General features: G+C 57.7%; 25 protein-coding genes and 2 tRNA genes. 19 read left to right on the top strand and 8 right to left on the bottom strand.

Annotation, left to right across the window (positions count from 1 at the left end):
* Nucleotides 1-24: 24 nt before the first annotated feature.
* The 10 genes from MED193_RS16240 (at nucleotide 25) to MED193_RS16285 (ending at nucleotide 10,539) form a co-directional block, all read left to right on the top strand.
* Complete coding sequence (locus tag MED193_RS16240) at nucleotides 25-1,431, top strand: trypsin-like peptidase domain-containing protein (RefSeq protein ID WP_009810848.1); 1,407 nt, start codon at nucleotides 25-27, stop codon at nucleotides 1,429-1,431.
* Between the two features lie 3 nt (nucleotides 1,432-1,434).
* Nucleotides 1,435-2,754, top strand: a complete 1,320-nt coding sequence (locus MED193_RS16245) for a replication-associated recombination protein A (protein ID WP_009810849.1) — start codon at nucleotides 1,435-1,437, stop codon at nucleotides 2,752-2,754.
* Between the two features lie 283 nt (nucleotides 2,755-3,037).
* Nucleotides 3,038-3,418, top strand: coding sequence for a fluoride efflux transporter CrcB (gene crcB / locus MED193_RS16250; RefSeq protein WP_009810850.1), 381 nt, complete (start codon nucleotides 3,038-3,040; stop codon nucleotides 3,416-3,418).
* On the top strand, nucleotides 3,415-4,461 hold the full coding sequence (locus tag MED193_RS16255; protein ID WP_009810851.1) for an RluA family pseudouridine synthase: 1,047 nt from the start codon (nucleotides 3,415-3,417) through the stop codon (nucleotides 4,459-4,461). The genes crcB and MED193_RS16255 overlap by 4 nt, the downstream gene beginning before the upstream one ends.
* Nucleotides 4,458-5,126 (top strand): HAD-IA family hydrolase, encoded by a 669-nt coding sequence (locus MED193_RS16260; protein WP_009810852.1) that lies wholly within the window; start codon nucleotides 4,458-4,460, stop codon nucleotides 5,124-5,126. The genes MED193_RS16255 and MED193_RS16260 overlap by 4 nt, the downstream gene beginning before the upstream one ends.
* A gap of 3 nt (nucleotides 5,127-5,129) precedes the next feature.
* Nucleotides 5,130-5,834 carry an ATP12 family chaperone protein gene (locus MED193_RS16265; RefSeq protein WP_009810853.1) on the top strand — a complete coding sequence of 235 codons (705 nt, stop codon included), beginning with the start codon at nucleotides 5,130-5,132 and terminating at the stop codon, nucleotides 5,832-5,834.
* Between the two features lie 231 nt (nucleotides 5,835-6,065).
* Nucleotides 6,066-7,082, top strand: coding sequence for an amino acid ABC transporter substrate-binding protein (locus MED193_RS16270; protein ID WP_039966279.1), 1,017 nt, complete (start codon nucleotides 6,066-6,068; stop codon nucleotides 7,080-7,082).
* 142 nt (nucleotides 7,083-7,224) lie between these two features.
* Nucleotides 7,225-8,457, top strand: a complete 1,233-nt coding sequence (locus MED193_RS16275; RefSeq protein ID WP_039966280.1) for an amino acid ABC transporter permease — start codon at nucleotides 7,225-7,227, stop codon at nucleotides 8,455-8,457.
* Nucleotides 8,458-8,460: 3 nt separating this feature from the next.
* On the top strand, nucleotides 8,461-9,759 hold the full coding sequence (locus MED193_RS16280) for an amino acid ABC transporter permease (protein WP_009810856.1): 1,299 nt from the start codon (nucleotides 8,461-8,463) through the stop codon (nucleotides 9,757-9,759).
* Between the two features lie 12 nt (nucleotides 9,760-9,771).
* Nucleotides 9,772-10,539, top strand: coding sequence for an amino acid ABC transporter ATP-binding protein (locus tag MED193_RS16285; protein WP_039966281.1), 768 nt, complete (start codon nucleotides 9,772-9,774; stop codon nucleotides 10,537-10,539).
* A 137-nt stretch (nucleotides 10,540-10,676) separates the two neighbouring features.
* Here MED193_RS16285 and MED193_RS16290 read toward each other — a convergent pair whose 3' ends face one another.
* The gene (locus MED193_RS16290; RefSeq protein WP_009810858.1) at nucleotides 10,677-11,186 is read right to left on the bottom strand and encodes a histidine phosphatase family protein; all 510 of its coding nucleotides are present in this window, start codon (nucleotides 11,184-11,186) and stop codon (nucleotides 10,677-10,679) included.
* A gap of 811 nt (nucleotides 11,187-11,997) precedes the next feature.
* On the bottom strand, nucleotides 11,998-12,858 hold the full coding sequence (gene argB / locus MED193_RS16300) for an acetylglutamate kinase (RefSeq protein WP_009810860.1): 861 nt from the start codon (nucleotides 12,856-12,858) through the stop codon (nucleotides 11,998-12,000).
* A 141-nt stretch (nucleotides 12,859-12,999) separates the two neighbouring features.
* Between argB and MED193_RS16305 the strand changes: the two genes are divergently transcribed.
* Nucleotides 13,000-13,728 carry an SDR family NAD(P)-dependent oxidoreductase gene (locus tag MED193_RS16305; RefSeq protein WP_039966282.1) on the top strand — a complete coding sequence of 243 codons (729 nt, stop codon included), beginning with the start codon at nucleotides 13,000-13,002 and terminating at the stop codon, nucleotides 13,726-13,728.
* A 101-nt stretch (nucleotides 13,729-13,829) separates the two neighbouring features.
* Here the strand turns inward: MED193_RS16305 and MED193_RS16310 are convergent.
* From MED193_RS16310 to MED193_RS16330, 5 genes are all read right to left on the bottom strand, one after another.
* A tRNA-Arg gene (locus tag MED193_RS16310) sits at nucleotides 13,830-13,906 on the bottom strand.
* Nucleotides 13,907-14,007: 101 nt separating this feature from the next.
* A tRNA-Arg gene (locus MED193_RS16315) sits at nucleotides 14,008-14,084 on the bottom strand.
* Nucleotides 14,085-14,192: 108 nt separating this feature from the next.
* Nucleotides 14,193-15,578, bottom strand: coding sequence for a HAMP domain-containing sensor histidine kinase (locus MED193_RS16320; RefSeq protein WP_009810862.1), 1,386 nt, complete (start codon nucleotides 15,576-15,578; stop codon nucleotides 14,193-14,195).
* Nucleotides 15,579-15,593: 15 nt separating this feature from the next.
* Nucleotides 15,594-17,027, bottom strand: a complete 1,434-nt coding sequence (locus tag MED193_RS16325) for an NAD(P)/FAD-dependent oxidoreductase (RefSeq protein ID WP_009810863.1) — start codon at nucleotides 17,025-17,027, stop codon at nucleotides 15,594-15,596.
* Nucleotides 17,028-17,030: 3 nt separating this feature from the next.
* Nucleotides 17,031-17,756 (bottom strand): TVP38/TMEM64 family protein, encoded by a 726-nt coding sequence (locus MED193_RS16330; RefSeq protein WP_009810864.1) that lies wholly within the window; start codon nucleotides 17,754-17,756, stop codon nucleotides 17,031-17,033.
* Between the two features lie 339 nt (nucleotides 17,757-18,095).
* Between MED193_RS16330 and rpmH the strand changes: the two genes are divergently transcribed.
* The 3 genes from rpmH to yidD are packed head-to-tail and all read left to right on the top strand — an operon-like array spanning nucleotide 18,096 to nucleotide 18,992.
* Nucleotides 18,096-18,230: a 50S ribosomal protein L34 gene (gene rpmH / locus MED193_RS16335; protein WP_008554144.1), complete on the top strand. Its 135-nt coding sequence runs from the start codon at nucleotides 18,096-18,098 to the stop codon at nucleotides 18,228-18,230.
* A gap of 26 nt (nucleotides 18,231-18,256) precedes the next feature.
* Nucleotides 18,257-18,697: a ribonuclease P protein component gene (gene rnpA / locus MED193_RS16340; protein WP_009810865.1), complete on the top strand. Its 441-nt coding sequence runs from the start codon at nucleotides 18,257-18,259 to the stop codon at nucleotides 18,695-18,697.
* Nucleotides 18,698-18,734: 37 nt separating this feature from the next.
* Nucleotides 18,735-18,992 carry a membrane protein insertion efficiency factor YidD gene (gene yidD, locus MED193_RS16345; protein WP_009810866.1) on the top strand — a complete coding sequence of 86 codons (258 nt, stop codon included), beginning with the start codon at nucleotides 18,735-18,737 and terminating at the stop codon, nucleotides 18,990-18,992.
* Nucleotides 18,993-18,997: 5 nt separating this feature from the next.
* Here the strand turns inward: yidD and MED193_RS16350 are convergent, their stop codons facing one another.
* Nucleotides 18,998-19,534 carry a DUF3833 domain-containing protein gene (locus MED193_RS16350; RefSeq protein WP_009810867.1) on the bottom strand — a complete coding sequence of 179 codons (537 nt, stop codon included), beginning with the start codon at nucleotides 19,532-19,534 and terminating at the stop codon, nucleotides 18,998-19,000.
* A gap of 183 nt (nucleotides 19,535-19,717) precedes the next feature.
* On the opposite strand from MED193_RS16350, the gene ttcA reads away from it, so the two are divergent.
* The 5 genes from ttcA to yihA all read left to right on the top strand — a co-directional run bounded on the left by ttcA (nucleotide 19,718) and on the right by yihA (nucleotide 25,567).
* Nucleotides 19,718-20,605, top strand: a complete 888-nt coding sequence (ttcA, locus tag MED193_RS16355) for a tRNA 2-thiocytidine(32) synthetase TtcA (RefSeq protein WP_009810868.1) — start codon at nucleotides 19,718-19,720, stop codon at nucleotides 20,603-20,605.
* A 65-nt stretch (nucleotides 20,606-20,670) separates the two neighbouring features.
* A complete protein-coding gene (locus MED193_RS16360; protein WP_039966284.1) occupies nucleotides 20,671-22,215 on the top strand; it encodes a bifunctional diguanylate cyclase/phosphodiesterase in 1,545 nt (514 codons plus the stop codon).
* Between the two features lie 144 nt (nucleotides 22,216-22,359).
* Entirely contained in the window at nucleotides 22,360-24,168 is a 1,809-nt protein-coding gene (yidC, locus tag MED193_RS16365) for a membrane protein insertase YidC (RefSeq protein ID WP_009810870.1), read from the top strand.
* Nucleotides 24,165-24,917 carry an MOSC domain-containing protein gene (locus MED193_RS16370; RefSeq protein WP_009810871.1) on the top strand — a complete coding sequence of 251 codons (753 nt, stop codon included), beginning with the start codon at nucleotides 24,165-24,167 and terminating at the stop codon, nucleotides 24,915-24,917. The genes yidC and MED193_RS16370 overlap by 4 nt, the downstream gene beginning before the upstream one ends.
* Nucleotides 24,917-25,567 carry a ribosome biogenesis GTP-binding protein YihA/YsxC gene (gene yihA, locus MED193_RS16375; RefSeq protein WP_009810872.1) on the top strand — a complete coding sequence of 217 codons (651 nt, stop codon included), beginning with the start codon at nucleotides 24,917-24,919 and terminating at the stop codon, nucleotides 25,565-25,567. Before MED193_RS16370 ends, yihA begins: the two co-directional genes overlap by 1 nt.
* Nucleotides 25,568-25,683 lie beyond the last annotated feature (116 nt).

Below are 25,683 nucleotides of genomic sequence, written 5' to 3' on the forward strand. Positions count from 1 at the left end.
GGGAGCATATTTCCGGGAGATCCCATGATCCGTTCTGTCTTTTCCGCCCGCCTCGCCCTGTCTCTGGTTCTGGCGCTTGTGACCATGGGGATGGCGCAGGCCGAAACACGTGTGCCCCAGTCGCAGGCAGAAATCTCATTGGGGTTTGCGCCGCTGGTCAAACAGGCGGCGCCGGCGGTGGTCAATATCTACGCCAAGATCGTGCGCCAGCAGCAGCAGCGCTCACCCTTTATGAACGATCCCTTCTTTGAGGACTTTTTTCGTGGGTTCTCCAACCCACGCCCAAGGGTTGAAAGCTCTCTTGGCTCAGGGGTCATCCTCTCTGAGGATGGGGTTGTTGTCTCTAACTACCATGTGGTGGCCATGGCGACGGAAATCCGGGTCGTGACCACGGACAAACGCGAATACGAGGCCCGTGTCGTGTTGGCAGATCAGGCCAGTGACCTGGCCATTCTTCAGCTCGAAGAGGCCAAAGGCCTGCCCTATCTGTACCTGCGGAACAGTGACCAGGTTGAGGTGGGCGAATTGGCCCTGGCCATCGGGAACCCCTTTGGTGTCGGTCAGACGGTCAGCAGCGGTATCGTTTCGGGGCTGGCCCGCAGCGGCACCGCCTCGGGTGAGGGCTTTGGCTATTACATCCAGACTGATGCGCCGATCAATCCGGGCAATTCCGGCGGTGCACTGATTGATGTGAATGGCGATCTGATTGGTATCAACACACGGATCCTCAGCCGCTCTGGTGGTTCCAACGGCATTGGCTTTGCCATTCCCGCCAACCTGGTGCGGGAATTTGTCAAACAGGCCCACAATGGCGCGGAGGAGTTCCAGCGCCCCTGGGCCGGAATGGCAGGCCAGCCGGTGGACGCGGATCTGGCCGGGTCTTTGGGGATGGAGCTGCCCGAGGGCATGGTGATTTCCGAATTGCATCCCAAAAGCCCCTTTGCCAAGGCGGGGTTTGAGGTGGGGGATGTGATCACCGAAGTTGACGGTGAGGTGGTGAATTCCCCGTCAGAAATGGTGTTCCGCATGTCTGTGGCTGGGCTTGATGGCACCTCTATGGTGACACGCCTACGAGGCGAGACCCGTGAGACCCTGGTGGTCGAGATGTTCACAGCGCCTAATGATCCGCCTGCGCGCTCTGTTGTGATGAACGAAAACAGCGTGTTACCGGGGCTGACCGTTGGCTTGATCAATCCTGTCGCCATTGTTCGCCTGCAACTTCCGCTCTCGGCAACTGGGGTAGCGGTTCTGGATCCTGGCCCCTATGCGGCCCGAGCAGGGATCCGCGCTGGAGACATCCTGCTTGCGATCAACGGCGCAGAGGTCATCGCCTCCGAAGATGTGCCGAACCTGCTGGAACAGGCCGGGCGCCGTTTGCGGTTTGATTTGAACCGGCGCGGCCAACGGGTCAGCCTGCACATGCGGCGTTGAGCTATGGCAGATCTGTTCGATAGCGATGCAACGCCCGAAGCCCAACCGCCCAAAGAGGTTAACAGGCCATTGGCGGATCGTCTGCGCCCCAGATCTCTGTCAGAGGTGATTGGCCAGGCTCAGGTCCTTGGGGAGGAGGCTCCGCTGGGCGTGATGCTCTCCTCGGGGTCACTGTCCTCGTTGATTTTCTGGGGGCCGCCAGGGGTGGGGAAAACCACCATTGCGAGGTTGCTGGCGCAGGAAACAGATCTGCATTTTGTTCAGATCTCGGCTATCTTTACCGGGGTTCCAGATCTGCGAAAGGTGTTTGAAGCCGCCAAGATCCGACGCCAGAACGGGCAGGGCACCCTGTTGTTCGTGGATGAGATCCACCGCTTCAACAAAGCGCAACAGGATGGGTTTCTGCCTTACATGGAAGATGGCACCATTTTGCTGGTTGGGGCCACCACCGAGAATCCCTCGTTTGAGCTGAACGCGGCTGTGCTGTCGCGGTCCCAGGTCCTGGTGTTGGAACGGCTGTCTCTGGTCGATTTGGAGCTTTTGACCCAGCGGGCTGAGCGGGAGTTGGGCAAAGCGCTGCCGCTGAGTGGTGAGGCGCGGGATGCGCTGCATGAAATGGCCGATGGTGACGGGCGCACGCTGCTGAACCTGATCGAACAGGTTGCGGCCTGGCGGGTAGCGACCCCCTTGGGGCGGGAGGCGCTGGCCACCCGATTGATGCGTCGGGCAGCAAAGTATGACAAATCCGGCGATGAACATTACAACCTGATTTCCGCCCTGCATAAATCTATCCGGGGGTCTGATCCGGATGCGGCGCTGTATTGGCTGGGACGAATGCTGGAAGGCGGCGAGGATCCGCGGTTTTTGGCGCGGCGTCTGACCATGATGTCGACCGAGGATATCGGTCTGGCAGATCCACAGGCCAATACGGTCTGCTTGAATGCCTGGAACACCTATGAGCGGCTTGGCAGCCCCGAAGGCGAGCTGGCACTGGCCAATGCCGCCGTCTATCTGGCGCTGGCGCCAAAATCCAACGCGGTCTATGTAGGTATCAAGGCTGCTCGTCGTCTGGCCAAGGAGACCGGGTCCGCACCGCCACCAAAACATATCATGAATGCTCCCACCAAATTGATGGCAGAGCAGGGCTATGGAGATGGCTATGCCTATGATCATGATGCAGAGGATGGGTTTTCAGGTCAGAATTATTTCCCAGATGGGGTGCGCCGCCCGGTTCTCTATCAGCCGGTGGAACGTGGCTTTGAGCGGGAATTGAAACGGCGTTCTGAATATTTTGCCAAGCTCCGGTTGCAGAGAAACGCATAGAAGGGCTTTGCGGATCGCAAAACCCTGGCCTCCGGCGGGAATATTTTTGGGAAAGATGATGCCCAGGGGGTTTCTGCGGTGGTGACGGGAGGTTCAGGTCGCGCGTGCCCGAATCTCCGTCTGTGATATCTGGGGCAAGGATGGCGTTTTGCTTATTCATTTTACCACCTGCTAGAGATTCACGAGGGGTGTCTCTCGGCCCATTGGGCCTGAGTGAGGTGGGAGCTTTGCTGCATAGCGGCTAAAACTTGACATCTTGGTCCTGTCGCGCCACAGACCCTTGATGATTTCAACGGTATCTCTGGTCGCCCTTGGCGGCGCTTGCGGGGCGGTGCTGCGCTATCTGACGGGACTGGGCGTTTTGCGCTTGTTTGGCCATCAGGACTTTCCGCTCGCCATTTTGACTGTGAATGTGATTGGCTCCTGTTTGATGGGGGCCTTTGTGGTGGCGGCGGCACAAAAGGGGCTGACCCATCTTAGCCCGTTGGTGATGACTGGGCTTTTGGGTGGCTTCACCACCTTTTCGGCCTTCTCGCTGGAGACGGCCAATCTGATCGAACGCGGTGCCTTTGGGCAGGCTGCGCTTTATGTTTTGCTTTCTGTTGGCCTGTCGGTTGGTGGATTGTTTCTGGGCCTGTGGATGGCAAGAGGAGTGTTCGCATGAGCGGCGTACAGATGATTACCGTAGCCGAGGCGGATGACGACCAACGGATCGACCGTTGGCTGCGCCGGCTGTTTCCCCATGTGAACCAGGGTCGGATTGAAAAGATGTGTCGCAAGGGCGAGCTGCGCCTGGATGGGGGGCGGGTCAAAGCCAATACGCGCGTCGCGGCTGGCCAGGTCGTGCGGGTACCACCCCTGGCGGAGTCGGATTTGAAACCGGCGGCCCCTCGTGTGGCGCGTATTTCCGAGACCGATGCCAAGATGATTCGCGGCTGTGTCATCTATAAAGATGACGATGTGATTGTGCTGAACAAGCCTGCGGGTCTGGCGGTGCAGGGCGGCAGTGGTACCACCAAACATGTTGATGGTCTGGCTGATGCACTGCGTTTTGATGCCGAAGAAAAACCCCGTCTGGTTCACCGTCTCGATAAGGACACCTCCGGGGTTCTGGTGCTGGCGCGCAACCGGCTGGCAGCGAAATCGCTGACGGCGGCCTTTCGCCATCGCAATACCCGCAAGATATACTGGGCGCTGGTTGCTGGTGTTCCTACGCCCTACCTAGGTGAGATCAAAGCGGGGCTGGTCAAAGCTGGTGGACATGGCGCCGGCGGGGAAGGCGAAAAAATGATCGCTGTGCATCCAAATGAGATTGACAGAACCCCAGGGGCCAAGCGGGCGCATACCTATTACGCCACTCTCTACCGAGTTGCGGGGCGCGCCTCTTGGGTGGCGATGGAGCCGGTAACCGGACGCACCCACCAGCTGCGCGCGCATATGGCCGAGATTGGTCATCCGATCATTGGTGATGGGAAATACGGCGGATCGGGCCAGGAAAACCTGGGCGATGGCTGGGGGGCACAGTTGGGTGGTGTGATCAGTAAAAAGCTGCATCTGCATGCACGCCGTCTGGTGTTTGAACACCCGACCACCAAAAAAGACATCGTGATGATGGCCGAGCTGCCGTCGCATATGAAGGACAGTTGGGAGACCTTTGGCTGGACTGAGGATCTGGCGGCAGATGATCCTTTTGAGGGGCTGATGTGAGCGCGGACCTGCGGCTGATCCTGTTTGACGTCGATGGCACTCTGGCGGACAGCCAGAATGCCATCGCCTCTGCCATGGTGTCGACCTTTGAAGGGCTGGGGCTCGAGGTTCCGGCTCATGGGGATATTCTCTCAATTGTGGGGTTGTCGCTGCCTTTGGCCATGGACCAACTGGCCCCAAGCCAGTCCGCAGAGGTGCGGTACCAATTGGTTGAGGGCTACAAGCGCGCCTATATGGACAAGCGGCTGGCACAGGGAGCGGGGCATTCTCCGCTGTTTCCGGGGGCTTCTGAAGTACTCGCTGAGTTACACGCCGTACCGGAGTATTTGCTGGGAGTAGCGACCGGTAAATCACAACGTGGCCTGGACGCTCTTATCGCGGCTCATGGGCTTGGGTGCTTTGTCACCAAGCAAGTGGCGGATCATCATCCCTCCAAGCCGCATCCCTCGATGGTGCTGACGGCGATGGCTGAAACTGGGGTTGAGCCAGCCAATGCAGTGATGATTGGGGATACCAGTTTTGACATTGATATGGGGCGCGCAGCGGGCGTTCGCACCATCGCGGTCGATTGGGGCTACCATCCTGCAGCTGACCTGGGGGCGGATCATATCATCAGCCGTTTTGATCAATTGACCCCGTTATTGCAACAGATCTGGAAGACATAAGACATGAGCGAGTGGAAGCAAAAGCGGTTCTGGAAAGAGGCCAAAGCCGTTGAGGTTGAGGGTGGGTTTTCGGTTCATCTGGATGGTCGCGGGCTAAAGACACCGGCGAAGACGTCGCTCATTCTGCCCAGTCGCGCCATGGCCGAGGCAATTGCAAAGGAATGGGATGCCCAGGTTGAGGGCATCAATCCCCAAACCATGCCCTATACCCGCTCTGCCAATGCGGCCATCGATAAGGTCGCGAATCAGCATGGGGAAGTCGCAGACATGTTGGCGGACTATGGCGATTCGGACCTTCTGTGCTACCGGGCCGAGAGCCCGCAGGAGCTGGTAAAGCGCCAGGCTGATCATTGGGACCCAGCTTTGAGCTGGGCAGAAGAAGTGCTAGGGGCACGTTTGGAAACCCGTCATGGGTTGCTGCATTCCGGGCAGGATCCAGCGGCCCTGAAGGTGCTCCGGCAAGCGGTGCACGCGCTAGACAATTTTCGACTCGCGGCCTTTCAAGACCTTGTGTCAATGTCCGGATCTTTGGTCTTGGGCTTTGCAACTGCTCAAAATTGGCGCACAGCGGATGATATTTGGCAGATTTCGCGCCTGGATGAGACCTGGCAGGAGGAGCAGTGGGGCGTTGACGAAGAGGCCCAGGAGGCAGCCGGGTTGAAGCGGGTAGCCTTTTTGCACGCCAAGAGTTTCTACGACATATGTTGAGAAGACAGCAAATTGCGGGATCGTTTCTCTTTCTGAAATTTTACATCGAATAGGAAAGAGTTCACTATCCGGACATCGAAATTCATGATCACGCACTTGACGTTTGTTGATGAATGCGCCCAAACTCCCTGTACGAACTGGGGTTTCACCTCAGTTCACACCATTTCCGGCACCACCTGTGTCGGGCAAAAAAAACCACCGCAATAGGTGGAACATCAGGAAGAGGTAAAAATGAAAAATACCGTAATTTTGGGCGCGCTGACCATTGCTGGTCTGTCGGCTGGTGCAGCTGCTGCTGGCACTCTGGACGACGTGAAGGCCCGCGGCAAACTGAACTGCGGCGTCACCACCGGTCTGGTCGGCTTTGCGGCTCCAAATGCAAGCGGCGAATGGGAAGGCTTTGACGTTGCCGTATGTCGCGCTGTTGCAGCCGCCGTACTGGGCGATTCCAACGCTGTTGAATTCGTGCCAACAACCGGCAAGACCCGCTTTACTGCGCTGGCCTCCGGCGAAATCGACATGCTGGCCCGGAACACCACTTGGACCTTCTCGCGCGATGTTGACCTGAAGTTTGAATTCACCGGCGTGAACTACTACGACGGTCAGGGCTTCATGGTGCCTAAGGAGCTGGGTGTTTCCTCGGCCAAAGAACTCGATGGTGCGACAGTCTGCATCCAGACCGGCACCACCACCGAGCTGAACCTGGCGGACTTCTTCCGTTCGAACAACATCTCTTATGAGCCTGTTCCGATCGAAACCAACGCCGAAGCACAGCAGCAGTACCTGGCTGGCGCCTGTGACGTTTACACCACCGATGCTTCTGGTCTGGCCGCGACCCGTGCCACATTTGAAGCACCAGACGCACATACTCTGCTGCCCGAAATCATCTCCAAAGAGCCTCTGGGCCCGCTGGTTCGCCACGGCGACCACGAGTGGGGCGATGTTGTTCGCTGGACTCTGAACGCGCTGATCTCGGCTGAAGAACTGGGTGTGACCTCTGCAAACATCGGCGAGATGGCTGCTGGCACCAACAACCCTGAGATCAATCGTCTTCTGGGTACCGAAGGCACCCTGGGTGAGATGCTTGGCCTGTCGGCTGACTGGGGCAAAAACGCGATTGCCGCTGGTGGTAACTACGGCGAAGTGTTTGCTGACAACATCGGCGAAGCAACGCCAATCGGTCTGGCACGGGGCCTGAACGCACAGTGGACCAAAGGCGGCCTGCTGTACTCACCTCCTTTCCGCTAAGATCCATTAAGGAAAGGGCGCAGGGTCTCCTGCGCCCTTTTTCCTTCTGATACTATCCAACCAAAAAACGCTTATGATCTGACGCGAGCAGGGAACCAACCCCGCCGAGGGATAGATCTATGAGCTACGGGGATCTCTCTTCATGTCAACTCTCACTGACCCTCCGCAGGAGCAGTTTCGACTCTCCATGCTGGTCAACGATACCCGCTATCGATCATTGACCTTCCAGGCGATAGCCGCCTTGGTTCTGGCCTTGGCCATCTGGTACCTGGGCAATAACCTCATTCAGAACCTGCGCGCCGCTGGCCTGAACATTTCTTACAATTTTCTAGGCGACCGGGCTGGGTATGACATCAATCAGCACCTGATCGACTATGATAGTCAGTCCAGTCACGCCAGCGCCGCTGTTGTCGGTATTCTCAACACCCTGTTGGTGGCTTTCCTGGCCTGTATCACAGCGACCGTCTTTGGCGTCGTCGCCGGTGTTTTGCGCCTGTCGAACAACTGGTTGGTGTCCAAATTGATGGCCGTCTATGTTGAGATCTTTCGCAACATTCCGGTGTTGATCTGGATCATCATCATTTTCACCATCATGACGGCTGTGATGCCGGGCCCCCGCGAATTCCGCGGCGATGACCCCTCGGCGAGTATGGTGCTCGATCTCTTTGCCTTCACCAACAGGGGTGTCTACACGCCGATGCCGATGTTTGAGAGCGGTCTGTTTGCCTCCGCTGCTTTGAACTGGCTGTTGGTCCTAGTGTTTTTGATCGGCTCTTTCTTCGTGATGCGCATGGTTAACGCCAATGCAACCCAGAAGCAGGAAGCGACGGGCATTCGCCCCAACACCCTATTTATCAACTTGGCGGTTTGGATTGTTCCGTTTGCCCTGCTGATGCTTGTCATGGGGCTGACCTGGGAAGTGCCAGAGCTGAAAGGCTTTAACTTTAAGGGCGGTATCAAGATTGGTGGACCGCTGATCGCGCTGTGGTTTGCTCTGTCGATCTATACCGGTGCCTTTATCGCGGAAAACGTTCGTGCTGGCATCCAGGCGATCTCGAAGGGTCAGACCGAAGCCGCTGCGGCCCTGGGGATGCGCCCTGGCCGGATCATGAACCTAGTGGTTCTGCCACAGGCCCTGCGGGTGATTATCCCGCCGCTGATCTCCAACTTTCTCAACATTACCAAGAACTCTTCGCTTGCGATTGCTGTGGGCTATGCGGATATCACCGCGACGCTGGGCGGGGTTACCCTGAACCAGACAGGCCGCGCGATTGAGTGCGTGCTTTTGCTGATGCTGTTTTACCTCACGGTCTCGCTGCTGATTTCGATGGTGATGAACGTCTATAACGCCTCCGTTAAGCTGAAGGAGCGCTGAGCCATGAGCGATAAACAAAACAACTCGATTGCCTTTGTCGCCACAAGTGTAATCCCTGAATCGCCGCCTCCGGCCGGGGATACAGGGGCCTACAAATGGGTGCGGGATAACCTGTTCTCAAGCATTCCCAACAGCATTCTGACACTCGCTGCTCTGGCGCTGCTTTATTCCCTGCTCAGCAACACGCTGCCTTGGATTTTGAATGGCGTCTGGACGACCTCCTCGCTGGCGGAATGTCGCGAGGTGCTGAACGGCAAATCAGGCGCCTGTTTCTCGGTGCTGTCTGAGCGTTGGAACCAGTTGCTTTATGGTTTCAAGTACCCCACCGACCAATACTGGCGGCCAAACCTGGCCCTGGTCCTGTTGCTGATTGCCTTGGCACCGGTGCTGTTCTTTGATTTGCCGCGCAAGCTGCTGGCATTCACCGTTATCTACCCCTTCCTGGCCTTTTGGCTGATCTGGGGCGGGACCATCATGGTGCCAATTGTGGCTCTGATTGGTTTCGCAGTGGCGGCTGTTGTATTCCAAAAGCTGGGCAAGGGCAGCTTTGCTGCCGGGTTCTTTGGCGCCATCGTTGCCGCCCTGGTGATCTGGAAGGTCGGCGGAATGCTGATCCCTGAAGGCGCGTCTGAAAGTGCAATGCTGTCATCTGTGCCCTCGCGTGATCTGGGTGGCTTTATGCTCAACATGATGCTGGGTGTGACCTGTGTGTCCTTGTCGGTGCCGCTGGGGATTGCGCTGGCCTTGGGGCGTCAGTCCTCAATGCCGCTGATCAAATGGATCTGTGTGGTCTTCATCGAATTCGTGCGCGGCGTGCCGCTGATCACGCTACTTTTTGTGGCTTCGGTGATGCTGTCCTACTTCTTCCCGCCTGATGCGACGGTGGATCTGTTCCTGCGCGTGGTCATTATGATTACCCTTTTCTCTGCGGCCTATATTGCCGAAGTGATCCGGGGTGGTCTCGCGGCCCTGCCAAAGGGACAGTATGAGGCGGCTGACAGTCTGGGTCTGGATTACCCACAGGCGATGCGTCTGATCATCCTGCCACAGGCTCTGAAGATCTCCATCCCCGGTATCGTGAACGTGGCTGTTGGCCTGTTCAAAGATACCACGCTGGTCTCGGTCATTTCGATGTTCGACATGGTTGGGATGATCCGTGGTCCTATCCTTGCCTCAACCGAGTGGAACGGCGTCTACTGGGAGCTCTTGGGCTTTGCAGCCGCTTTGTTCTTCGTCGTTTGCTACGGCATTTCTCAATACTCTCAGTGGCTCGAGCGTCGCCTCGCCACTGGTCACCGATAAGGAGGCCGGACAATGGCTGACACTTCTCAAATGCAAGTCTCTGACGAAATCGCGATCACCATCAACCAGATGAACAAGTGGTACGGGTCGTTTCACGTGCTGCGCGACATCAACCTGACCGTGAACCAAGGCGAGCGGATCGTGATCTGTGGCCCCTCGGGCTCGGGTAAATCGACCCTGATCCGCTGCATCAATGCGCTGGAAGAACACCAGCAGGGCAGCATCGAAGTCGATGGCACGCTCTTGTCGAATGATCTGAAGAACATCGACAAGATCCGGTCTGAGGTCGGCATGTGCTTCCAGCACTTCAACCTCTTCCCGCATTTGACCATTCTGGAAAACTGTACGCTGGCGCCGATCTGGGTTCGCAAGACACCTAAGAAAGAGGCCGAAGAGCGGGCGATGCATTTCCTGGAAAAGGTGAAAATCCCGGATCAGGCCAACAAATACCCCGGCCAGCTTTCAGGTGGTCAGCAGCAGCGAGTGGCGATTGCTCGCTCGTTGTGCATGATGCCGCGCATCATGCTGTTTGATGAACCCACCTCGGCGCTCGACCCTGAGATGATCAAAGAGGTGCTCGACACCATGATCGAACTGGCGGAAGAGGGCATGACCATGCTCTGCGTGACCCACGAGATGGGCTTCGCACGTCAGGTTGCGAACCGGGTGATCTTTATGGATGCAGGCCAGATTGTGGAGCAAAACGAACCAGAAGAGTTCTTTAACAACCCGCAGAGCGAGCGGACACAGCTGTTCCTGAGCCAGATCCTGGGTCACTGATCCAAGAACCTCGCTGCGTGACGTCAAACGGCCCCTCGAAAACTCGAGGGGCCGTTTTTATGTCTGGGGTTTGGCCCGGGCGTTAGAGCGGTTTGTCGGGCACGAGTTTGATCAGGCAATGGTTAGACCAGACGGGGTTACGCGGGCAGTTCTTCGCCCAGCAGTTCCCGCGGGACGATGAAATCCACTGCCCGGCCTGAGCTCCAGCTCAGCTGGCTCCAGCTGTCGATATCAAATTGCACAACCAGAGTGGCTCCCGTCGGGTAGTCGTCAAAGCGCACATGATCTGGTGGCGCGGCCACGATGGCATGGGCAAAGGCGGCGATGCCTGGATTATGGGTGACCAGCAGTACGCTTTGGTGCTCGGCTTCGCGCAGCGCCTGAAAAAGAATTTCGGAACTGGCATGATACAGCCGCTCGCTAAATGAGGCCGGGGCTTCAAACCCCATCAGCGCCTGGGTTTCGCGGGTGCGTTGCGAGGAGGAAGACAGGATTTGGTCGGGCATATGGTTGTGTTGGCGCAGCCAATCTCCCAGGGCTTTGGCAGATCGGCGTCCGCGTTTGTTCAGGGGGCGGGCGTGGTCGCTGGGAGCCGTGCTGTCCCAGGCGGATTTGGCGTGACGGGTCAGAATCAGTGTACGGGTCATGATGGGTGAAAATACCTCATGTGATGTGCGGTTTGTTCAATGGGTCGTCCCGCCCCCTGGCTGAGGGGACATGCGCACCGGGCGAGGCATCCCTGCGTCAGGCAGGACACTCCGGCCGGGGTCTCTAGGTGATGGTGACAGGCGGTCAAGTCATAGGGGCCGCCATCAGCCAAGGCATGTACCGGGCATGTGTTTAGACATGGCTGGGTTGTGCAGGTCGCGCAGGGAGAGTGTGCCAAAGGTGGAGGGGGTATGTCAAAGCTTTGATCGAAGTGGAGCGCCCCCCGGTAGGATATCAACATGCCAACCTCATCATGCACCATCATTTGTGACGGGGATGTGAAGGCACGACCTGAGGCCAACGCCCAGTCCACAAAGGGAGTATAGGGTGGGCCGTCGAAGGGAAAATACGCCTTGGCCCCCAGGGCCTTGGCCAGGGCAGAAATGACACGGGTCGACCACGCATCGACGGGATCTGATTGTTGGTTCAGGTATTCAGGAGACTGGGTGAAGAGAGGCCAGAAAGACGCACCAGTGCCCAAAAGAATCAGGGTTCCATGAGCAAGCTCTTTGATGGGGCGCATTTGCGGGTGAAGCGCCCCATAGATTATCAGACCCTGTTCAAGTGCGGCTTGGCAGATACTGTCATAGCTTGGAGCCCTCGGTGAGGTCCTGGTCGTTTTGGCGCTCATCTATACATCCCACTCTCTTAGGTGAGAGGATATCAGACTGATCAGCAATATAAGCGCAAAAACGGCAGCCCCTGCCCAGATACGCCCCCGTGGATCTTGTGGCGGTGTCTTGTGGCGCCTTACGCGCGGATCATTGAGCCGGCGCCGTGGTCTGTGAACAGTTCCAGCAGGACGGCGTTTTTGACTCGACCATCCACGATGGTGCAGGCGCGCACGCCGGAGCGCACGGCGTCTAGGGCCGTTTCGGTCTTGGGGATCATGCCACCGGCAATCACGCCCTCGGACGTCAGGCGTTCAACATCTGCGGCTTTCAGCTCGGTTACGACCTCGCCGGTGGCATCTTTGACGCCAGACACATCAGTAAGCAGAAGCAATCGATCCGCATTGAGCGCGGTGGCGATGGCACCAGCCGCGGTGTCGCCGTTGATGTTGTATGTCTCGCCGTTGTGACCGGCCCCGATGGGGGCAATCACGGGAATGATGTGTTTCTCGAACAGATCATAGAGAACCTGCGGATCCATTTTTGCCGGAGCGCCAACAAAGCCAAGCTTGGCATTGGCTTGATCGCAGGTGATCAGATTGGCATCCTTGCCTGACAGGCCAACAGCGCGCCCCCCCTGGGCATTGATTGCCTGTACGATGCGTTTGTTGACCACACCGGACAGCACCATCTCCACCACTTCCATGGTGGCTTTATCGGTGACGCGCTTGCCGTCGACGAATTCGGACTGGATCTGCAGCTTGTCCAGCATGGCGTTGATCATTGGCCCGCCACCATGCACGATTACCGGATTGACCCCGACCTGGCGCATCAGCACGATGTCGCGGGCAAAGGTTTCCATGGCCTCATCGCTGCCCATGGCGTGGCCACCCAGCTTGATGACAACGATGGCACCGTCATAGCGCTGCAAATAGGGCAGGGCGCTCGACAGAGTTTCGGCAGTGGCAATCCAGTCGCGGTTCATATCTTGTTTCTTCATGGCTCAGGGTCCTCTTGGCGTCTGGTGTTACGCGGTTCTGTCGGCGCTGCCAAGTGTGACATCATCGGCGATATAGAGATTGCGGCCGTGGCTTGGGCTGATAGGGTCGCCTCACAGCTCAGAAAAGATGGAAATCACGCCATGCGCCAAAAGACTTTGCTTCTGACCGGTGCCAGCCGCGGTATTGGCCATGCCACCGTGCGCCGGTTTAACGCCGAAGGCTGGCGGGTGATCACCTGTTCGCGCCAACCTTTCCCAGAGGAATGCCCTTGGGGCGGTGGTGCGGAGAATCACGTGCAGCTGGACCTGTCGGACCCCTCTGACACAATCAACGCGGTTGGCATCATCCAGGAACGTCTCGGCGGGGAGCTGGATGCGCTGGTCAATAACGCCGGTATTTCTCCCAAGGGCCCCGATGGTGCGCGGTTAAACACTTTGGACACTGATCTGATGACCTGGGGCAAGGTCTTTCATGTCAATTTCTTTTCCTCTGTCGTGTTGGCGCGTGGGCTCAAGGATGAATTGGCCGCAGCCAAGGGGTCGGTGGTAAACGTGACCTCGATCGCGGGCAGTCGGGTGCATCCTTTTGCTGGTGCGGCCTATGCCACCTCCAAAGCAGCACTTGCAGCACTGACCCGCGAGATGGCCCATGATTTTGGGCCTTTGGGTGTGCGGGTCAATGCCATTGCGCCGGGGGAAGTGGAAACAGCAATCCTGTCCCCCGGCACTGACAAGATAGTCGAGAAATTGCCGATGCAACGTCTGGGCCAGCCAGAAGAAGTGGCTGCGGCGATCTATTTCCTCTGCTCGCAGGAAAGCTCTTATATCTCGGGGAGTGAGATCGAAGTGAATGGCGCGCAGCACGTCTAGCCGGGACATCAAAGAAACGCTCCCCTTCGCTTTCAGCAGGGGGGTCACGAAAACAGAAATGTTTTCAAGATCTTGTTTGATTAAAACTGTCAGAAGTGCAGTGGCGGACCGAGGAGGATTCGAACCCCCGACCCCCTGATTCGTAGTCAGGTACTCTATCCAGCTGAGCTATCGGTCCACTGTGTCAGGATTTAAGGCCCCTGCTCTGGAGAAGCAAGCCAAATCGCGGCAGACTTCCCAACCTTCCCGAAACCAGCCCGAGACGGGCAAATTAAGGAGTGGCGGACCGAGGAGGATTCGAACCCCCGACCCCCTGATTCGTAGTCAGGTACTCTATCCAGCTGAGCTATCGGTCCACTGCGGCGGGGTTTAGTGCTAGGGGATGAACTGCGCAACCCCAAAAACAAATAAGTTCCAGTCTTTTTGACCTCCTGCCCCTAGGGACAGGAGACTTGGCTGGCCACTCACAGGGTGCCATCGCCCTTTGGTAGATGGATTTCAAACCTGCTGCCCTCCGGCCCGGTTTGGCTCAATTGTACCGAGCCACCGTGCCCTCTGGTCAACTCGGCTGCAATGGCCAGTCCCAGGCCGCTGCCTCCTTTGCGAACGCTGCCCTGAAAGGGCGTGAACAGGTTGTCCTGGGCGCGTTTGGGCAACCCTGGCCCGGTATCGGATACTGTGATCCACCAGGCGTCATCCTCTTCGCGGGCAGAAATGGTCACGCTGCCGGGGGTGCCTGTGGCGACGATGGCCTGACGCGCATTTCGGACCAGATTCATCACCACGCGAAACAACTGCTCGGAATCACCGCGCAGCGTCATCCCCTTTGGCACTGCGTTGATCAGATCCACGGCAACCTCTCCTGGCGCCAACAGCTCGCTTTCGACGATGTCCTCGACCAACTCACAAAAGGCGACCCGAGAAAAGGTCGGCGCAGGCTCTTCGGCGCGGCCAAAGGCGAGGGTGCCCTCACAGAGCGACACCGCGCGGGTGATGGAATTCACCAGTTTGGGTGCCAGCCGCCGCACCAATGGGTCTTCGCTCATCTCAATGCGGTCGGTAAACAGCTGGGCAGAGGTGAGTATATTGCGCAGGTCATGGCTGATCTTGGCCACGGCGCCGCCCAGTTGTGCCAGGCGTTCGCGCTGTCGCAGGGCTTGGGTCAGTTCGGTCTGCAACTTTTGCAGCGCCTCTTCGGCTTCGCGCAATTCAATGACGCCTGCATTGGGTTGAATGATTCCTCGGGCATCCTCTGGTGCGGCGGCATAGCGCTGCATATAGCCGACAACGCCCTTGATGGGGCGCACCAGGAATATCCGTACGGCTGCAAACAGCAACAAAGCGGTGAAGATCGAGATCACAGCAGAGAGCAGCAGAACCCGCACGCCATAGTCGATCATCGCCATACGTAGCGGCGCGGTTTCGATGGTGATTTCTATCAGCAGTCCGGCATCGCGAACTGGCGCACCAATCACGCGGATGATTCTGTTCTCTGGGCTGACCAGTTGGCGGAAGGCATCACCAATCAGCGTCACGGCATTGGCCATGCGCAGATCAAATGTTCCGGCTATGGGCTGTGGAATAGGCGAAGACAGCATCAATTGACGGATCTCATCGCGGCGCAGAACCACGTTATAGACCCCAGCATTTTGCAGCAATTCAGCCTCTAGCTCCGTCTCGAGCATATCATCGGCCAGCAAGGCCAAGGAGGCGATCTGGGCCCGCTCCAGGCGTTCGGACAGGTAATCAAGACGAAAACGGGAGATTGACGGCACAAAGATCAAGATCTCTGCCAGCATGACGAAGACAATTGTCAGGACCAGAAACCTGCCTGAAAGCGAATTCAGCATAGAACCCTTTCCAGCTTAAGGGATCCAGCGTTGCACAAATTGCACCGCACGTTTGACCATTTGGCTCTCAAAGAGCCGTGGCGAGAAATAGGCTCCTGCAACACGTTTGTTGATCTCCCCGATCGACGGATATGGTGCCACCATGGCAGCAACCTGACTCATCTTGAGCCTATTCGCCAGCGCCAGCGACCACAATGAGATCAATTCACCTGCCTGATGGCCGACAATTGTCGCCCCAACAGGCCGTCCCTGTACCACCATCACCTTGATGAAACCCTTGGTTTTCAGCTCAGCCAGGGCGCGGTCATTGTGGTGAAAATCAAACCGGGCCAATTCCAACTTGTCCCCAAATTTGGTTCGTGCCTCTGCTTCGGTGAGCCCGACCTGTGCCAGCTCTGGATCCGTGTAGGTCGCCCTTGGGATGTGCAGGTCCTGCGCTTTGGAAGGCAAACCGAACAGGGCAGAGCGAATGATTACCCCCGCGTGATAGCCCGCGACATGGGTGAATTGCATCCCGCCCGCCACGTCTCCAATGGCATAGACCCGCTTGTTGCTCGTCCGCAGAGAGGCATCTACCTTGATGCCTGACTGGCTCGGCTCAATCCCGCCGGCCTGCAGGTTCAGCCGCTCGACATTGCTCTTGCGCCCAACGGCCATCAACAAGTGTGAGCCTGCAAAACTGCGCCCATCCTTGGTTCTCACCTCGATCGCTCCCGCCTCACCGGTGATTTCAGCGGCCAGGGCATCCTCGGCAATCTCCACGCCCTCGGCCCGCAGCGCATCCAGCACAATGGCAGCCGCTTCGGGGTCGTCCCGTCCCAAGGCCTTGGCGCCTTCGATCACCGTGACCTTGCAGCCCAGGCGGATGTGCGCTTGGGCCATTTCCATGCCGATGGGGCCGCCGCCAATAATCAGCAGATGTTCTGGGCGTTCGCGCAGATCAAACAGGGTTTCGTTGGTCTCATAGGGCACGCGCTCCAGCCCAGGTACCGGCGGCACCAGCGGCGCTGAACCTGTCGCGATCACCACTCGACGGGGGCGGATCACATGATCGCCAGCCTGCACCTCGGTCGGAGAGATAAAGGCACCGAATGCGCGAATGACCCGCACGCCGAACCCTTCAAAACGCTCCTGGCTGTCCATCGGAGCGATGGTTTCAATGGTATTGTGCACATGGGCCTTCGCAGCGGCGTAGTCCACATCCGGCACCTGATCTGCCACACCGAAAGCCGCCGCATGGGATTGCCCATAAGCCGCCTTGGCACTGGCTAGCAGCGCCTTGGATGGCACGCAGCCATAGTTGAGGCAGTCGCCGCCCATCTTATGGCCTTCCAGCAGCACCACCGAGGCGCCCATCTGACTGGCCCCAGCGGCTACGGACAAGCCGCCAGAACCGGCGCCTATTACCAAAAGATCACATTTGATGGGGGTCTGAGAGGTCGGGCTCATGGGTCAGCTCGCTTTCTTGGGGCGCAGGGTTTTGACGATGATCGGCATAGCGGCCAGTACACAAAGGCCAAGCAATGGGCCGATCACATGGGGCTCCCACAGCAAGGACAGGTCAGGATCTTCTCCGCGATCAAAGACTTCGCCAACGCCAACGCCGATCCAGGTGAAGACAATGGCCCCTGGAACGATGCCAATCGCCGTGGTCCATAAGAAGTTTCCAAAGCGCACGCCGACCAGCGCGGGCAACAGGTTGGCGACAAAAAACGGCACTGCAGGCACGAGGCGTAGCAACAACAGGACTTCTATTTCATTTTGGCGCAAAGCGTTTTTCAGCATCTGCACCCGGCCTTCCGCCGCTTCCAACTTGGAGGTGAGCATTTCCCCCAGACCCAGCCGGGCTGCAAGAAAGATGCCAGAGGCGCCAATGGTCGCAGCGAAGACGTTGAGTGCCGTCCCCGTTGCCAGACCAAACAGAAACCCGCCGGTGACGGAGGCCACCGCAGCGCCTGGCAGGGAGAAAACCACTATCAGTATGTAGATGCCGACAAAGAGTGCCACGAGCCCCAGGAAATTCTGATCGCGAAAAGCCATCAGCACCTCGCGGTTGTCGCGCAGCGTATCAAAGCTGAGATGATCTTTCAGCGTGGCAGCCCCGATCAAAGCGATTACCACCACGACAATCAAAGGGAGGTGACGGGCAAGCCCGGGTTTTGGCGTCTTGGTCATCATTCTCTTCTTTCTTGTCCACTCTGCCCGGCTTGGGGCTTGACCCATGGTGCTACGCTTAAACTAAGGAGGCTGCGAGAGTTCGCAGGGGCTGATCACGCGGCCTTGATCTGATAGGCGTCTTTTCGTGAGGATTCGCCTCTTTGCCTAGAGGTTTTGCAACATTCTGTTGTGGCGTGCGGATATTTCCCGCGCTTTTTGATAGAAATCTTGCCCTCAGTTGCCAAAAGTCAGGGCTCAGCATTTGACTTGCCGGAGAATCCCTTCTAAAGACCGGGCTTCGAGATAGACCCCACGGGTAGCGATTCCGCTTGCCCGATGCAGAAATTGGAGACCGGAGCGATGAAACGCACCTATCAGCCTTCGAACCTGGTTCGTAAACGTCGCCACGGTTTTCGTGCGCGCATGGCCACCAAGGCAGGCCGCAAGATCCTGAACGCACGCCGCGCACGTGGCCGCAAGGAGCTGAGCGCATAAGCGCGACGCCCCAAGGATTGACAGATATGACACCGCCGAAGGCCCCTTTGGACAGCTCAGCTGCCGCCGGGAACCCGCCTTCGGCGGTTTCTGTTTGCGCAGATGCTGCCAAGCCCCGCGTGAAATTGGAGCCATTGGTGGTGCTCTCCAAGCGCAGCGAGTTCCTCGCGGCCGCCCGCGCCCGCCGTCAGGGTACCAAAAGCATGATGGTGCAGGGCCGCCAGCGCAAAGAGGGCGAAGCCGAGGGCTTTCGCGTTGGGTTTACCTGTTCCAAGAAGGTCGGCAATGCGGTGGCCCGCAACCGCGCCAAGCGCCGATTGCGTGAGGCCGCCCGTCTGGTGCTGCCCGGCATTGGTCGTGACGGCTGGGATTACGTGCTGATCGGCCGCGCTGAGGCTACCGCCAGCCGCGGTTTTGAGGATCTCAAGCGCGATCTGGCCTATGCGATCAAAAAGATCCACGGATGATCTACTATCCTCGCAACACGCCCCCTATCTTGGCCCAATGACACCGCTTGCCCATATCCTGGCCCTGCCGGTCCGCGCCTATCGGCTGATCTTTTCTCCCTGGGTGGGGTTCAATTGCCGCTATCAGCCAACCTGTTCGGCCTATTCTCTGGAAGCGCTAGAGAAACATGGTGCAATCAAAGGCGCATACCTGACAATCCGACGTATCGGCCGCTGCCACCCACTGGGCGGCGATGGCTATGATCCGGTGCCTGGCAGTGATCCCGAGCACGATCAGACGGTTGAAAAGAAATAGCGCTGCTATTTCTTTTCAAAGAAGATCGTCACGACACCCAGGGTAATGCCGAAACGGCTCATGTAGGCCTTGTTCAGCAAGCGCCCATCCTCGAGCAACCACATCCAATCGTCAAATGTCACCCGCTGGGTGCCGCCGTCTGCCAAGGGCAGATCGATGGTATATTGCCAATTGAAGGTATCGCCGCTTTCTGTGCCACGGGCGAGGCCTTGCACGCCCTCTGCTGTACCGGTCCAGGTTTCTGGCCCAGTCTTCGTCAACGCCCAGTTTCGCGTCTCACCCGTGCCATCTGAATAGCTAAACCGTTCCGCAAGGCGCAGAACCCTGCCGTCCCAAGTCCCGTCGATGTCGACCTTGAACCGTCTTCGCACAGTCCCAAAGCGGTCTTCGAATTGCCCGTAAGCCACAGTGCGCCCTTGAAAATAAGCCTCAAGGTTTAGGGTCTTGTCACTCAACTTTGCATCCGACAACTGTGGTCGCCCACAGGCCGCAAGAACCAGACTCAAAACACAAATCACGATCCAGTTCACGAAGCGACGCATCTGTTTTCCCCTTATTGGATAGCCATATGATAATAGGACTACGGTGTGGCAAAGGTTTTGGATGAGTCGGGCCGAGCATTTTCAGAGGGGCCAGGCTTTGTGAGGCAATCAGATTCGGCGCGCCTGCGGGGGCAGTCGTGGCATTTGTTGCTTTGGGAAACATAGTTGTTTAAGGGGCGCTGCATGTTTGATGATGATCAGTCCGAAATTCACCCGCTCTTTGCTGGAGCGCCCTCGACCACCGAGTTCAAAAAGCTACGTAAGCGTATCGTGCGTCAGGCGCGCGAAGCGATCGAGCAATATGGCATGGTGGAGCGCCCTGCTGATGGCAGCACGCCCAAGTGGCTGGTTTGTCTGTCGGGGGGCAAGGACAGCTATACGCTGCTGGCAGTGCTGCATGAGCTAAAATGGCGCGGGCTGTTGCCGGTGGATCTGCTTGCCTGCAACCTGGATCAGGGCCAACCTGGGTTTCCGGCCACTGTGCTGCCTGCCTTCCTAGAGAAGATGGGGGTTGAGCACCGGATTGAGTATCAAGACACCTATAGTATCGTAATGGACAAGGTGCCCGAGGGGCGGACATTCTGCGCGCTTTGTTCTCGTCTGCGCCGCGGGAACCTCTATCGGGTGGCCCGTGAAGAAGGCTGCTCTGCAGTGATTCTCGGCCATCACCGCGATGATATCCTTGAAACCTTCTTTATGAACCTGTTTCACGGCGGTCGCCTGGCTACGATGCCCCCCAAATTGGTCAATGAAGAGGGGGATCTCTTTGTCTATCGTCCCCTGGCACATGTGGCTGAGGTGGATTGTGAAAAGTTTGCAAAAGCAATGGATTACCCCATAATCCCCTGCGACCTATGTGGCAGCCAGGATGGGCTGCAGCGCCAGCAGGTCAAACAGATTCTCGACCAGTGGGAAGCCAATAGTCCGGGACGCCGCCAGGTGATGTTCCGCGCCCTGACCAATGCCCGGCCTTCCCATCTACTGGATCCCAAATTGTTCGACTTCGCAGGTTTGGAGCGCAAAATAAGCGCTGAAAGCGCAGATTCGGATGAGATTCCACTATTGCGTTAACTCCGGAGTCAGAAACAGACCTCTATTCTGCCCAAGCACCCCTGCTTTAGGCGAAAGGTCTGAACATGACAAAATCGAATTCTGGTCGATTTAACCGAATTCGGGCGAGATTGGCTCCGGCGCTTCTGGCTCCTCCTATTCTTGCGTTCCTACCAGCGCTGACTTTGGCAACCTTTTGGCTTGGGGGTGAGGCTGCGCTGCTTTGGGTGGCACTGGGCATTCCTTTGATCTTTGCAGCTTTTGGTGGGTTTTCCTCTCACGGGCGCAATTCTGCGCCGCGCGACAGCGTGACTGGCTTGATGCTTCGCGAAGGCTTTGAAGTCGATATGGAGCGCATTGTGCGCGATTGTGCGGAAACCGAGCTCCGTTCGGCTCTCTACTATATTGAGGTTGATGAGTTCAAAGAGCTCGTCAACCGAGAAGGCCAGGAAGCTGGAGACCGTATCATTCAAAGTTGCGGTGAACGGATTGCCAGTACGCTGCGCAATGGCGATACCGTTGCACGGATTGGTGACAGCAGATTTGCCGTTTGCCTAACGCCAGTACTGCAATTGGATCTTGAAACCTGTGTTCAAATGGCGGGGCGTATTCAGGCGGCTGTGGAAGAACCGATCTCGCTGGACGGCACCACGGTCTACGCGTCTTGTTCCATTGGCTTTTGCCTGAACAACCGTGCACCGAGCAAAGAATATGCTGATTGGGCCGCTGCCGCGAGCGCAGCGTTGAGTGAGGCGCAGCAAAATGGTCCCTCGGGTATCCGGGTGTTTTCCGCTGATATGTATCAGCGCAGCAAGGCCCGTGGCAGCCTGCGTGATGAGGCCGCCAAGGCCTTGGAAGCCGGTCATATTTTGCCTTGGTTTCAGCCGCAAATCTGCACCGACACGGGGCGGGTGTCAGGATTCGAAGCTCTGGCCCGGTGGATGCACCCCGTCCGTGGGTTGATCCCTCCTGGGAAATTCCTGCCAGTATTGGAGGAAGCGGGGCTGATGGAGCGGCTGAGCCAGGTTATGCTGTATCATTCGCTGACCGCGCTGAATGCCTGGGATGCGGCAGGGCTGAAGGTCCCTGCTGTGGGGGTCAATTTTGCCACGCAAGAGCTGCGTAACCCCAATCTGGCGGAGAATATCAAGTGGGAGCTGGAACGTTTCGACCTGCCAGCAGGGCGTCTGTCGGTTGAAATTCTTGAGACAGTCATGACCGATCGCCCTGACGATGTGGTTACCCGCAATATCGCCGCGCTGAGCGATCTAGGGTGCCAGATCGAACTGGATGACTTTGGCACAGGGCATGCCTCAATTTCGGCGGTGCGCCGGTTCAACATTACACGGATCAAGATCGACCGCTCGTTTGTCTTGCGGGCCGATCGGGATCCAGATCAGCAAAAACTGATCGCCGCCATTTTGACTATGGCGGAACGTTTGGAGTTGGAAACTCTGGCGGAGGGTGTCGAGACCGTGGGCGAACACGCGCTGTTGTCACAGCTTGGCTGCGGCCATGTGCAGGGCTTTGGCATTGGCCGTCCCATGCCCTTTGACCAGACGCTGGACTGGATCACGGCCCATGAGGCCAAGCTGCAAGAAGCTCCGGAAATCGGCCGTCACACCCGCTAATTGTAACCAGAGCAGCGGTGAAACAGGTGTTTTCTGTCGTCGGGGCGCTTTGCCGCCCCGGATTCCCGCGATTCCGCTTGACCTTTGGGGGTCTTCTCTGTTGAACCACACCCTGTCATTCCCTACACGAGGTGGCAGTCCCCAATGGACGACCAGAACAAAAATCTCATACTCGCAATCGCACTCAGCAGCCTCGTGCTTCTTGGGTGGATGTATTTTTTCCCACCCCCAGAGGTAACGCCGGCTCCTGAAGCTGTGGCGACTGAAACGGCACCCGCAGATGGTACCGCCAGCAGCCCCAGTGCAGCCGTTGCAGCCGACGCTGCGACCAGCCAGCCAAGCGAAGAAGCCAGTGCCTCTGACGCGCCACGCATCAGCATCGAGTCTGATCGCATCACCGGCAGTATCTCGCTGCAGGGTGGTCGCATCGACGACCTGGCGCTTAAGGATTATCGCATCACCAATGATGCGCCAGAAATCGTCCAGTTTCTCTCCCCTGTGGGGCAGCAGGACGCCTATTATGCGCTCTACGGCTGGGCGCCGGGCAGTGGCCTGGGGGCAGAGGATGTGCCTGGAGCCAACACCCTGTGGACCGCCCCAGCGGATGCTGAGTTGACGCCAGATAGCTCGGTCACCCTGACCTGGGACAATGGCAAGGGTCTGACCTTCAACCGCACCATTGCGGTGGACGAAGACTATATGTTCGCGATCACGCAATCAGTCACCAATGCCTCTGGCGGCGCGGTCTCGCTGGCCCCTTATGGCACCCTGGCGCGCCATGGTGAGCCTGCGGACATGAAGAACTTCTTCATCCTGCACGAAGGCGTTGTTGGCATGGCTGACGGTGAGCTGGCAGAGCTGGATTATTCGGATGTTGCCGATTTTGACGTGGATCCCCGCGATGGGTCGCGTTCTGAGGTCAAACAGGTGGCCAGTGATGGCTGGATTGGCTTTACCGACCACTATTGGATGTCAACACTGATCCCGGCCCCCGGCCAGGCTTTCCGGTCCTCGGTCAAATACGACGAACGTCGCGACATCTATCAGACCGATGTCGTGCTGCCGACCATGACACTGGCCGATGGCGAAACCTCTGAGGTCACGACCCAGCTGTTCTCCGGCGCCAAGGAATGGGCAACCATCCGCGCCTATGAAAAAGGCGGCATTGCAGGCTTCCTCGATAGCATCGACTGGGGCTGGTTCTTCTTCCTGACCAAACCGATCTTTGCGGTGCTGCACTGGCTCAATGCGCTGATTGGCAATATGGGCTGGGCCATCATTGCCCTGACCGTTCTGATCAAGATCATCGTCTTCCCGCTGGCTTATAAATCCTATGCCTCGATGGCGAAGATGAAAGAGCTGCAGCCGGAGATGGAGAAGCTGAAAGAACGCGCAGGGGACGACCGCCAGAAGCAGCAAAAAGAGATCATGGAGCTTTATAAGCGGGAGAAAGTTAACCCCGCTGCGGGCTGTCTACCGATCCTGATTCAGATCCCGATCTTCTTCTCGCTCTACAAGGTGATCTTTGTGACGCTGGAATTGCGGCATGCCCCCTTCTTTGGTCCCTTCCAGGATCTGAGCGCACCTGATCCAACCTCGATCATGAACCTCTTTGGTCTGCTGCCCTTTGCCGGGCCGACACCAGACAGCATCATGGCGCTGGTCTTTATCGGCATCTTGCCGCTGCTCTTGGGGATCTCGATGTGGTTGCAGCAGAAGCTGAACCCAGCGCCAACGGATCCAACACAGCAGATGATCTTTGCCTGGATGCCCTGGGTCTTCATGTTCATGCTGGGTGGTTTTGCTTCGGGTCTGGTTGTGTACTGGATCGCCAACAACACCATCACCTTTACCCAGCAATATCTGATCATGCGCAGCCATGGGTATACGCCGGACGTTTTTGGCAACATCAAAGCCAGCGTGAAGCGCAAGCCCAAGACGGATGAGAAATGACCAAAACCGTTACAAATATCTGGCGCCACCCGCTCAAATCTCATGGGCGGGAAGCACTAGACAGCGTAACCATGATCGCCGGGCAGACAATGCCCGGCGATCGTGTCTGGGCCGTTGCTCATGAAAGCTCAAAGGCGGACGGATCGGAATGGGCGCCCTGCGCCAATTTCACCCGTGGCGCGAAAGCGCCGCAGCTGATGGCGATTAACGCGCAGCTTGACGACACCAGCGGTGTGCTAACCCTCAGCCATCCCACCCGTCCCGATTTTAGCTTTGATCCTGAGATTCCGGAGCAGCTGCAGGGGTTTCTCGACTGGGAGAAGCCACTGACCCCGGCCGGGCGCGCGGCCTCAGCCCGAATCATCCGGGTGCCCGGTCGTGGCATGACTGATACCGACTACCCCTCTGTCACACTGTGCAATTGGGCCTCGCATCGCGCCGTTGAGGCAGCCATGGATCAAGACCTGTCGCCGCTGCGCTGGCGTGGCAATATCTGGTTTGATCTTGGCGAGGCCTGGGTGGAAAATGGCCTTGTCGGGAAGAAGATACGAATTGGCAAAGCGGTTTTCCTGGTGCGCGAACCCGTGGTGCGCTGCCTGGCAACCACGGCCAACCCTGAAACCGGCGAACGCGACGCCGACACCTTGAAATGCCTCAAGGAAAACTGGGGCCACCAGAATTTCTCCGTTTATGCTGAGGTTCTGACCGGCGGTGACATTCGCCTGGGTGATAGCGTAGAGGTACTGTGATGCAGATTTCATTTTCCCTGGCCGAAGAGCCTGACCAGATCACCGCAGAAAAGGGTCGCAAGCTGTTTGCGGGCGAATCGCTCTTTGTAAAAGGCGTGGTGGCCATGTCCGGCCTGCCAGATGCAGACCGCATGGAGGTCTGCTTTGCTGGCCGGTCCAATGTTGGAAAATCCAGCTTGATCAATGCCCTGACCGGGACCAAAGGTCTGGCCCGTGCCTCCAATACCCCGGGGCGCACCCAGGAAATCAACTATTTCACCCAAGGGCCCGAACTCTACCTCGTTGACCTTCCCGGCTATGGCTATGCCAATGCGCCGCTGGCTGTCGTGGAGAAATGGCAGAAGCTGCTGAAACGCTATCTAAGCGGTCGCCAGACCCTGCGCCGTGCTTTTGTGCTGATTGACAGTCGCCATGGGGTCAAGGATGTCGATGAAGAGATCATGAGCCTGCTGGACAGCTCGGCTGTGACCTTTCAATGCGTGATGACCAAGGCTGACAAGGTCAAGATCAAGGATCGGGACAGAGTGATTGAGCAGGTCCGCACTGCCCTGGCCCGCCATCCGGCGGCCTATCCTGAGATTGTGCTAACGTCTTCGGAGAAAGGCGATGGCATTGCGACCCTGCGCTCTATTATCTGCGGTCTTGAATAGCTGATCCGCTGCCTGTGCCCCCTGTATTGGCCGAATCTCTTCTGCCGCGTACTTGTGGGGGGGCGGGCCTTTTCGACGTTATACCCAGTCGGCAACGCGTGCCCTTATTTGGGCCG

The organism is Roseobacter sp. MED193, from assembly GCF_000152965.1.
In the GTDB taxonomy this organism is placed as follows: domain Bacteria; phylum Pseudomonadota; class Alphaproteobacteria; order Rhodobacterales; family Rhodobacteraceae; genus Pseudophaeobacter.

Excerpts from the sequence above, each read along its gene's own strand:
- MED193_RS16240 (WP_009810848.1), top strand. The coding sequence starts at position 25 with ATGATCCGTTCTGTCTTTTCCGCCCGCCTCGCCCTGTCTCTGGTTCTG.
- MED193_RS16245 (WP_009810849.1), top strand. The coding sequence starts at position 1,435 with ATGGCAGATCTGTTCGATAGCGATGCAACGCCCGAAGCCCAACCGCCC.
- crcB (WP_009810850.1), top strand. The coding sequence starts at position 3,038 with ATGATTTCAACGGTATCTCTGGTCGCCCTTGGCGGCGCTTGCGGGGCG.
- MED193_RS16255 (WP_009810851.1), top strand. The coding sequence starts at position 3,415 with ATGAGCGGCGTACAGATGATTACCGTAGCCGAGGCGGATGACGACCAA.
- MED193_RS16265 (WP_009810853.1), top strand. The coding sequence starts at position 5,130 with ATGAGCGAGTGGAAGCAAAAGCGGTTCTGGAAAGAGGCCAAAGCCGTT.
- MED193_RS16270 (WP_039966279.1), top strand. The coding sequence starts at position 6,066 with ATGAAAAATACCGTAATTTTGGGCGCGCTGACCATTGCTGGTCTGTCG.
- MED193_RS16275 (WP_039966280.1), top strand. The coding sequence starts at position 7,225 with ATGTCAACTCTCACTGACCCTCCGCAGGAGCAGTTTCGACTCTCCATG.
- MED193_RS16280 (WP_009810856.1), top strand. The coding sequence starts at position 8,461 with ATGAGCGATAAACAAAACAACTCGATTGCCTTTGTCGCCACAAGTGTA.
- MED193_RS16285 (WP_039966281.1), top strand. The coding sequence starts at position 9,772 with ATGGCTGACACTTCTCAAATGCAAGTCTCTGACGAAATCGCGATCACC.
- MED193_RS16290 (WP_009810858.1), bottom strand. The coding sequence starts at position 11,186 with ATGACCCGTACACTGATTCTGACCCGTCACGCCAAATCCGCCTGGGAC.
- argB (WP_009810860.1), bottom strand. The coding sequence starts at position 12,858 with ATGAAGAAACAAGATATGAACCGCGACTGGATTGCCACTGCCGAAACT.
- MED193_RS16305 (WP_039966282.1), top strand. The coding sequence starts at position 13,000 with ATGCGCCAAAAGACTTTGCTTCTGACCGGTGCCAGCCGCGGTATTGGC.
- MED193_RS16320 (WP_009810862.1), bottom strand. The coding sequence starts at position 15,578 with ATGCTGAATTCGCTTTCAGGCAGGTTTCTGGTCCTGACAATTGTCTTC.
- MED193_RS16325 (WP_009810863.1), bottom strand. The coding sequence starts at position 17,027 with ATGAGCCCGACCTCTCAGACCCCCATCAAATGTGATCTTTTGGTAATA.
- MED193_RS16330 (WP_009810864.1), bottom strand. The coding sequence starts at position 17,756 with ATGATGACCAAGACGCCAAAACCCGGGCTTGCCCGTCACCTCCCTTTG.
- rpmH (WP_008554144.1), top strand. The coding sequence starts at position 18,096 with ATGAAACGCACCTATCAGCCTTCGAACCTGGTTCGTAAACGTCGCCAC.
- rnpA (WP_009810865.1), top strand. The coding sequence starts at position 18,257 with ATGACACCGCCGAAGGCCCCTTTGGACAGCTCAGCTGCCGCCGGGAAC.
- yidD (WP_009810866.1), top strand. The coding sequence starts at position 18,735 with ATGACACCGCTTGCCCATATCCTGGCCCTGCCGGTCCGCGCCTATCGG.
- MED193_RS16350 (WP_009810867.1), bottom strand. The coding sequence starts at position 19,534 with ATGCGTCGCTTCGTGAACTGGATCGTGATTTGTGTTTTGAGTCTGGTT.
- ttcA (WP_009810868.1), top strand. The coding sequence starts at position 19,718 with ATGTTTGATGATGATCAGTCCGAAATTCACCCGCTCTTTGCTGGAGCG.
- MED193_RS16360 (WP_039966284.1), top strand. The coding sequence starts at position 20,671 with ATGACAAAATCGAATTCTGGTCGATTTAACCGAATTCGGGCGAGATTG.
- yidC (WP_009810870.1), top strand. The coding sequence starts at position 22,360 with ATGGACGACCAGAACAAAAATCTCATACTCGCAATCGCACTCAGCAGC.
- MED193_RS16370 (WP_009810871.1), top strand. The coding sequence starts at position 24,165 with ATGACCAAAACCGTTACAAATATCTGGCGCCACCCGCTCAAATCTCAT.
- yihA (WP_009810872.1), top strand. The coding sequence starts at position 24,917 with ATGCAGATTTCATTTTCCCTGGCCGAAGAGCCTGACCAGATCACCGCA.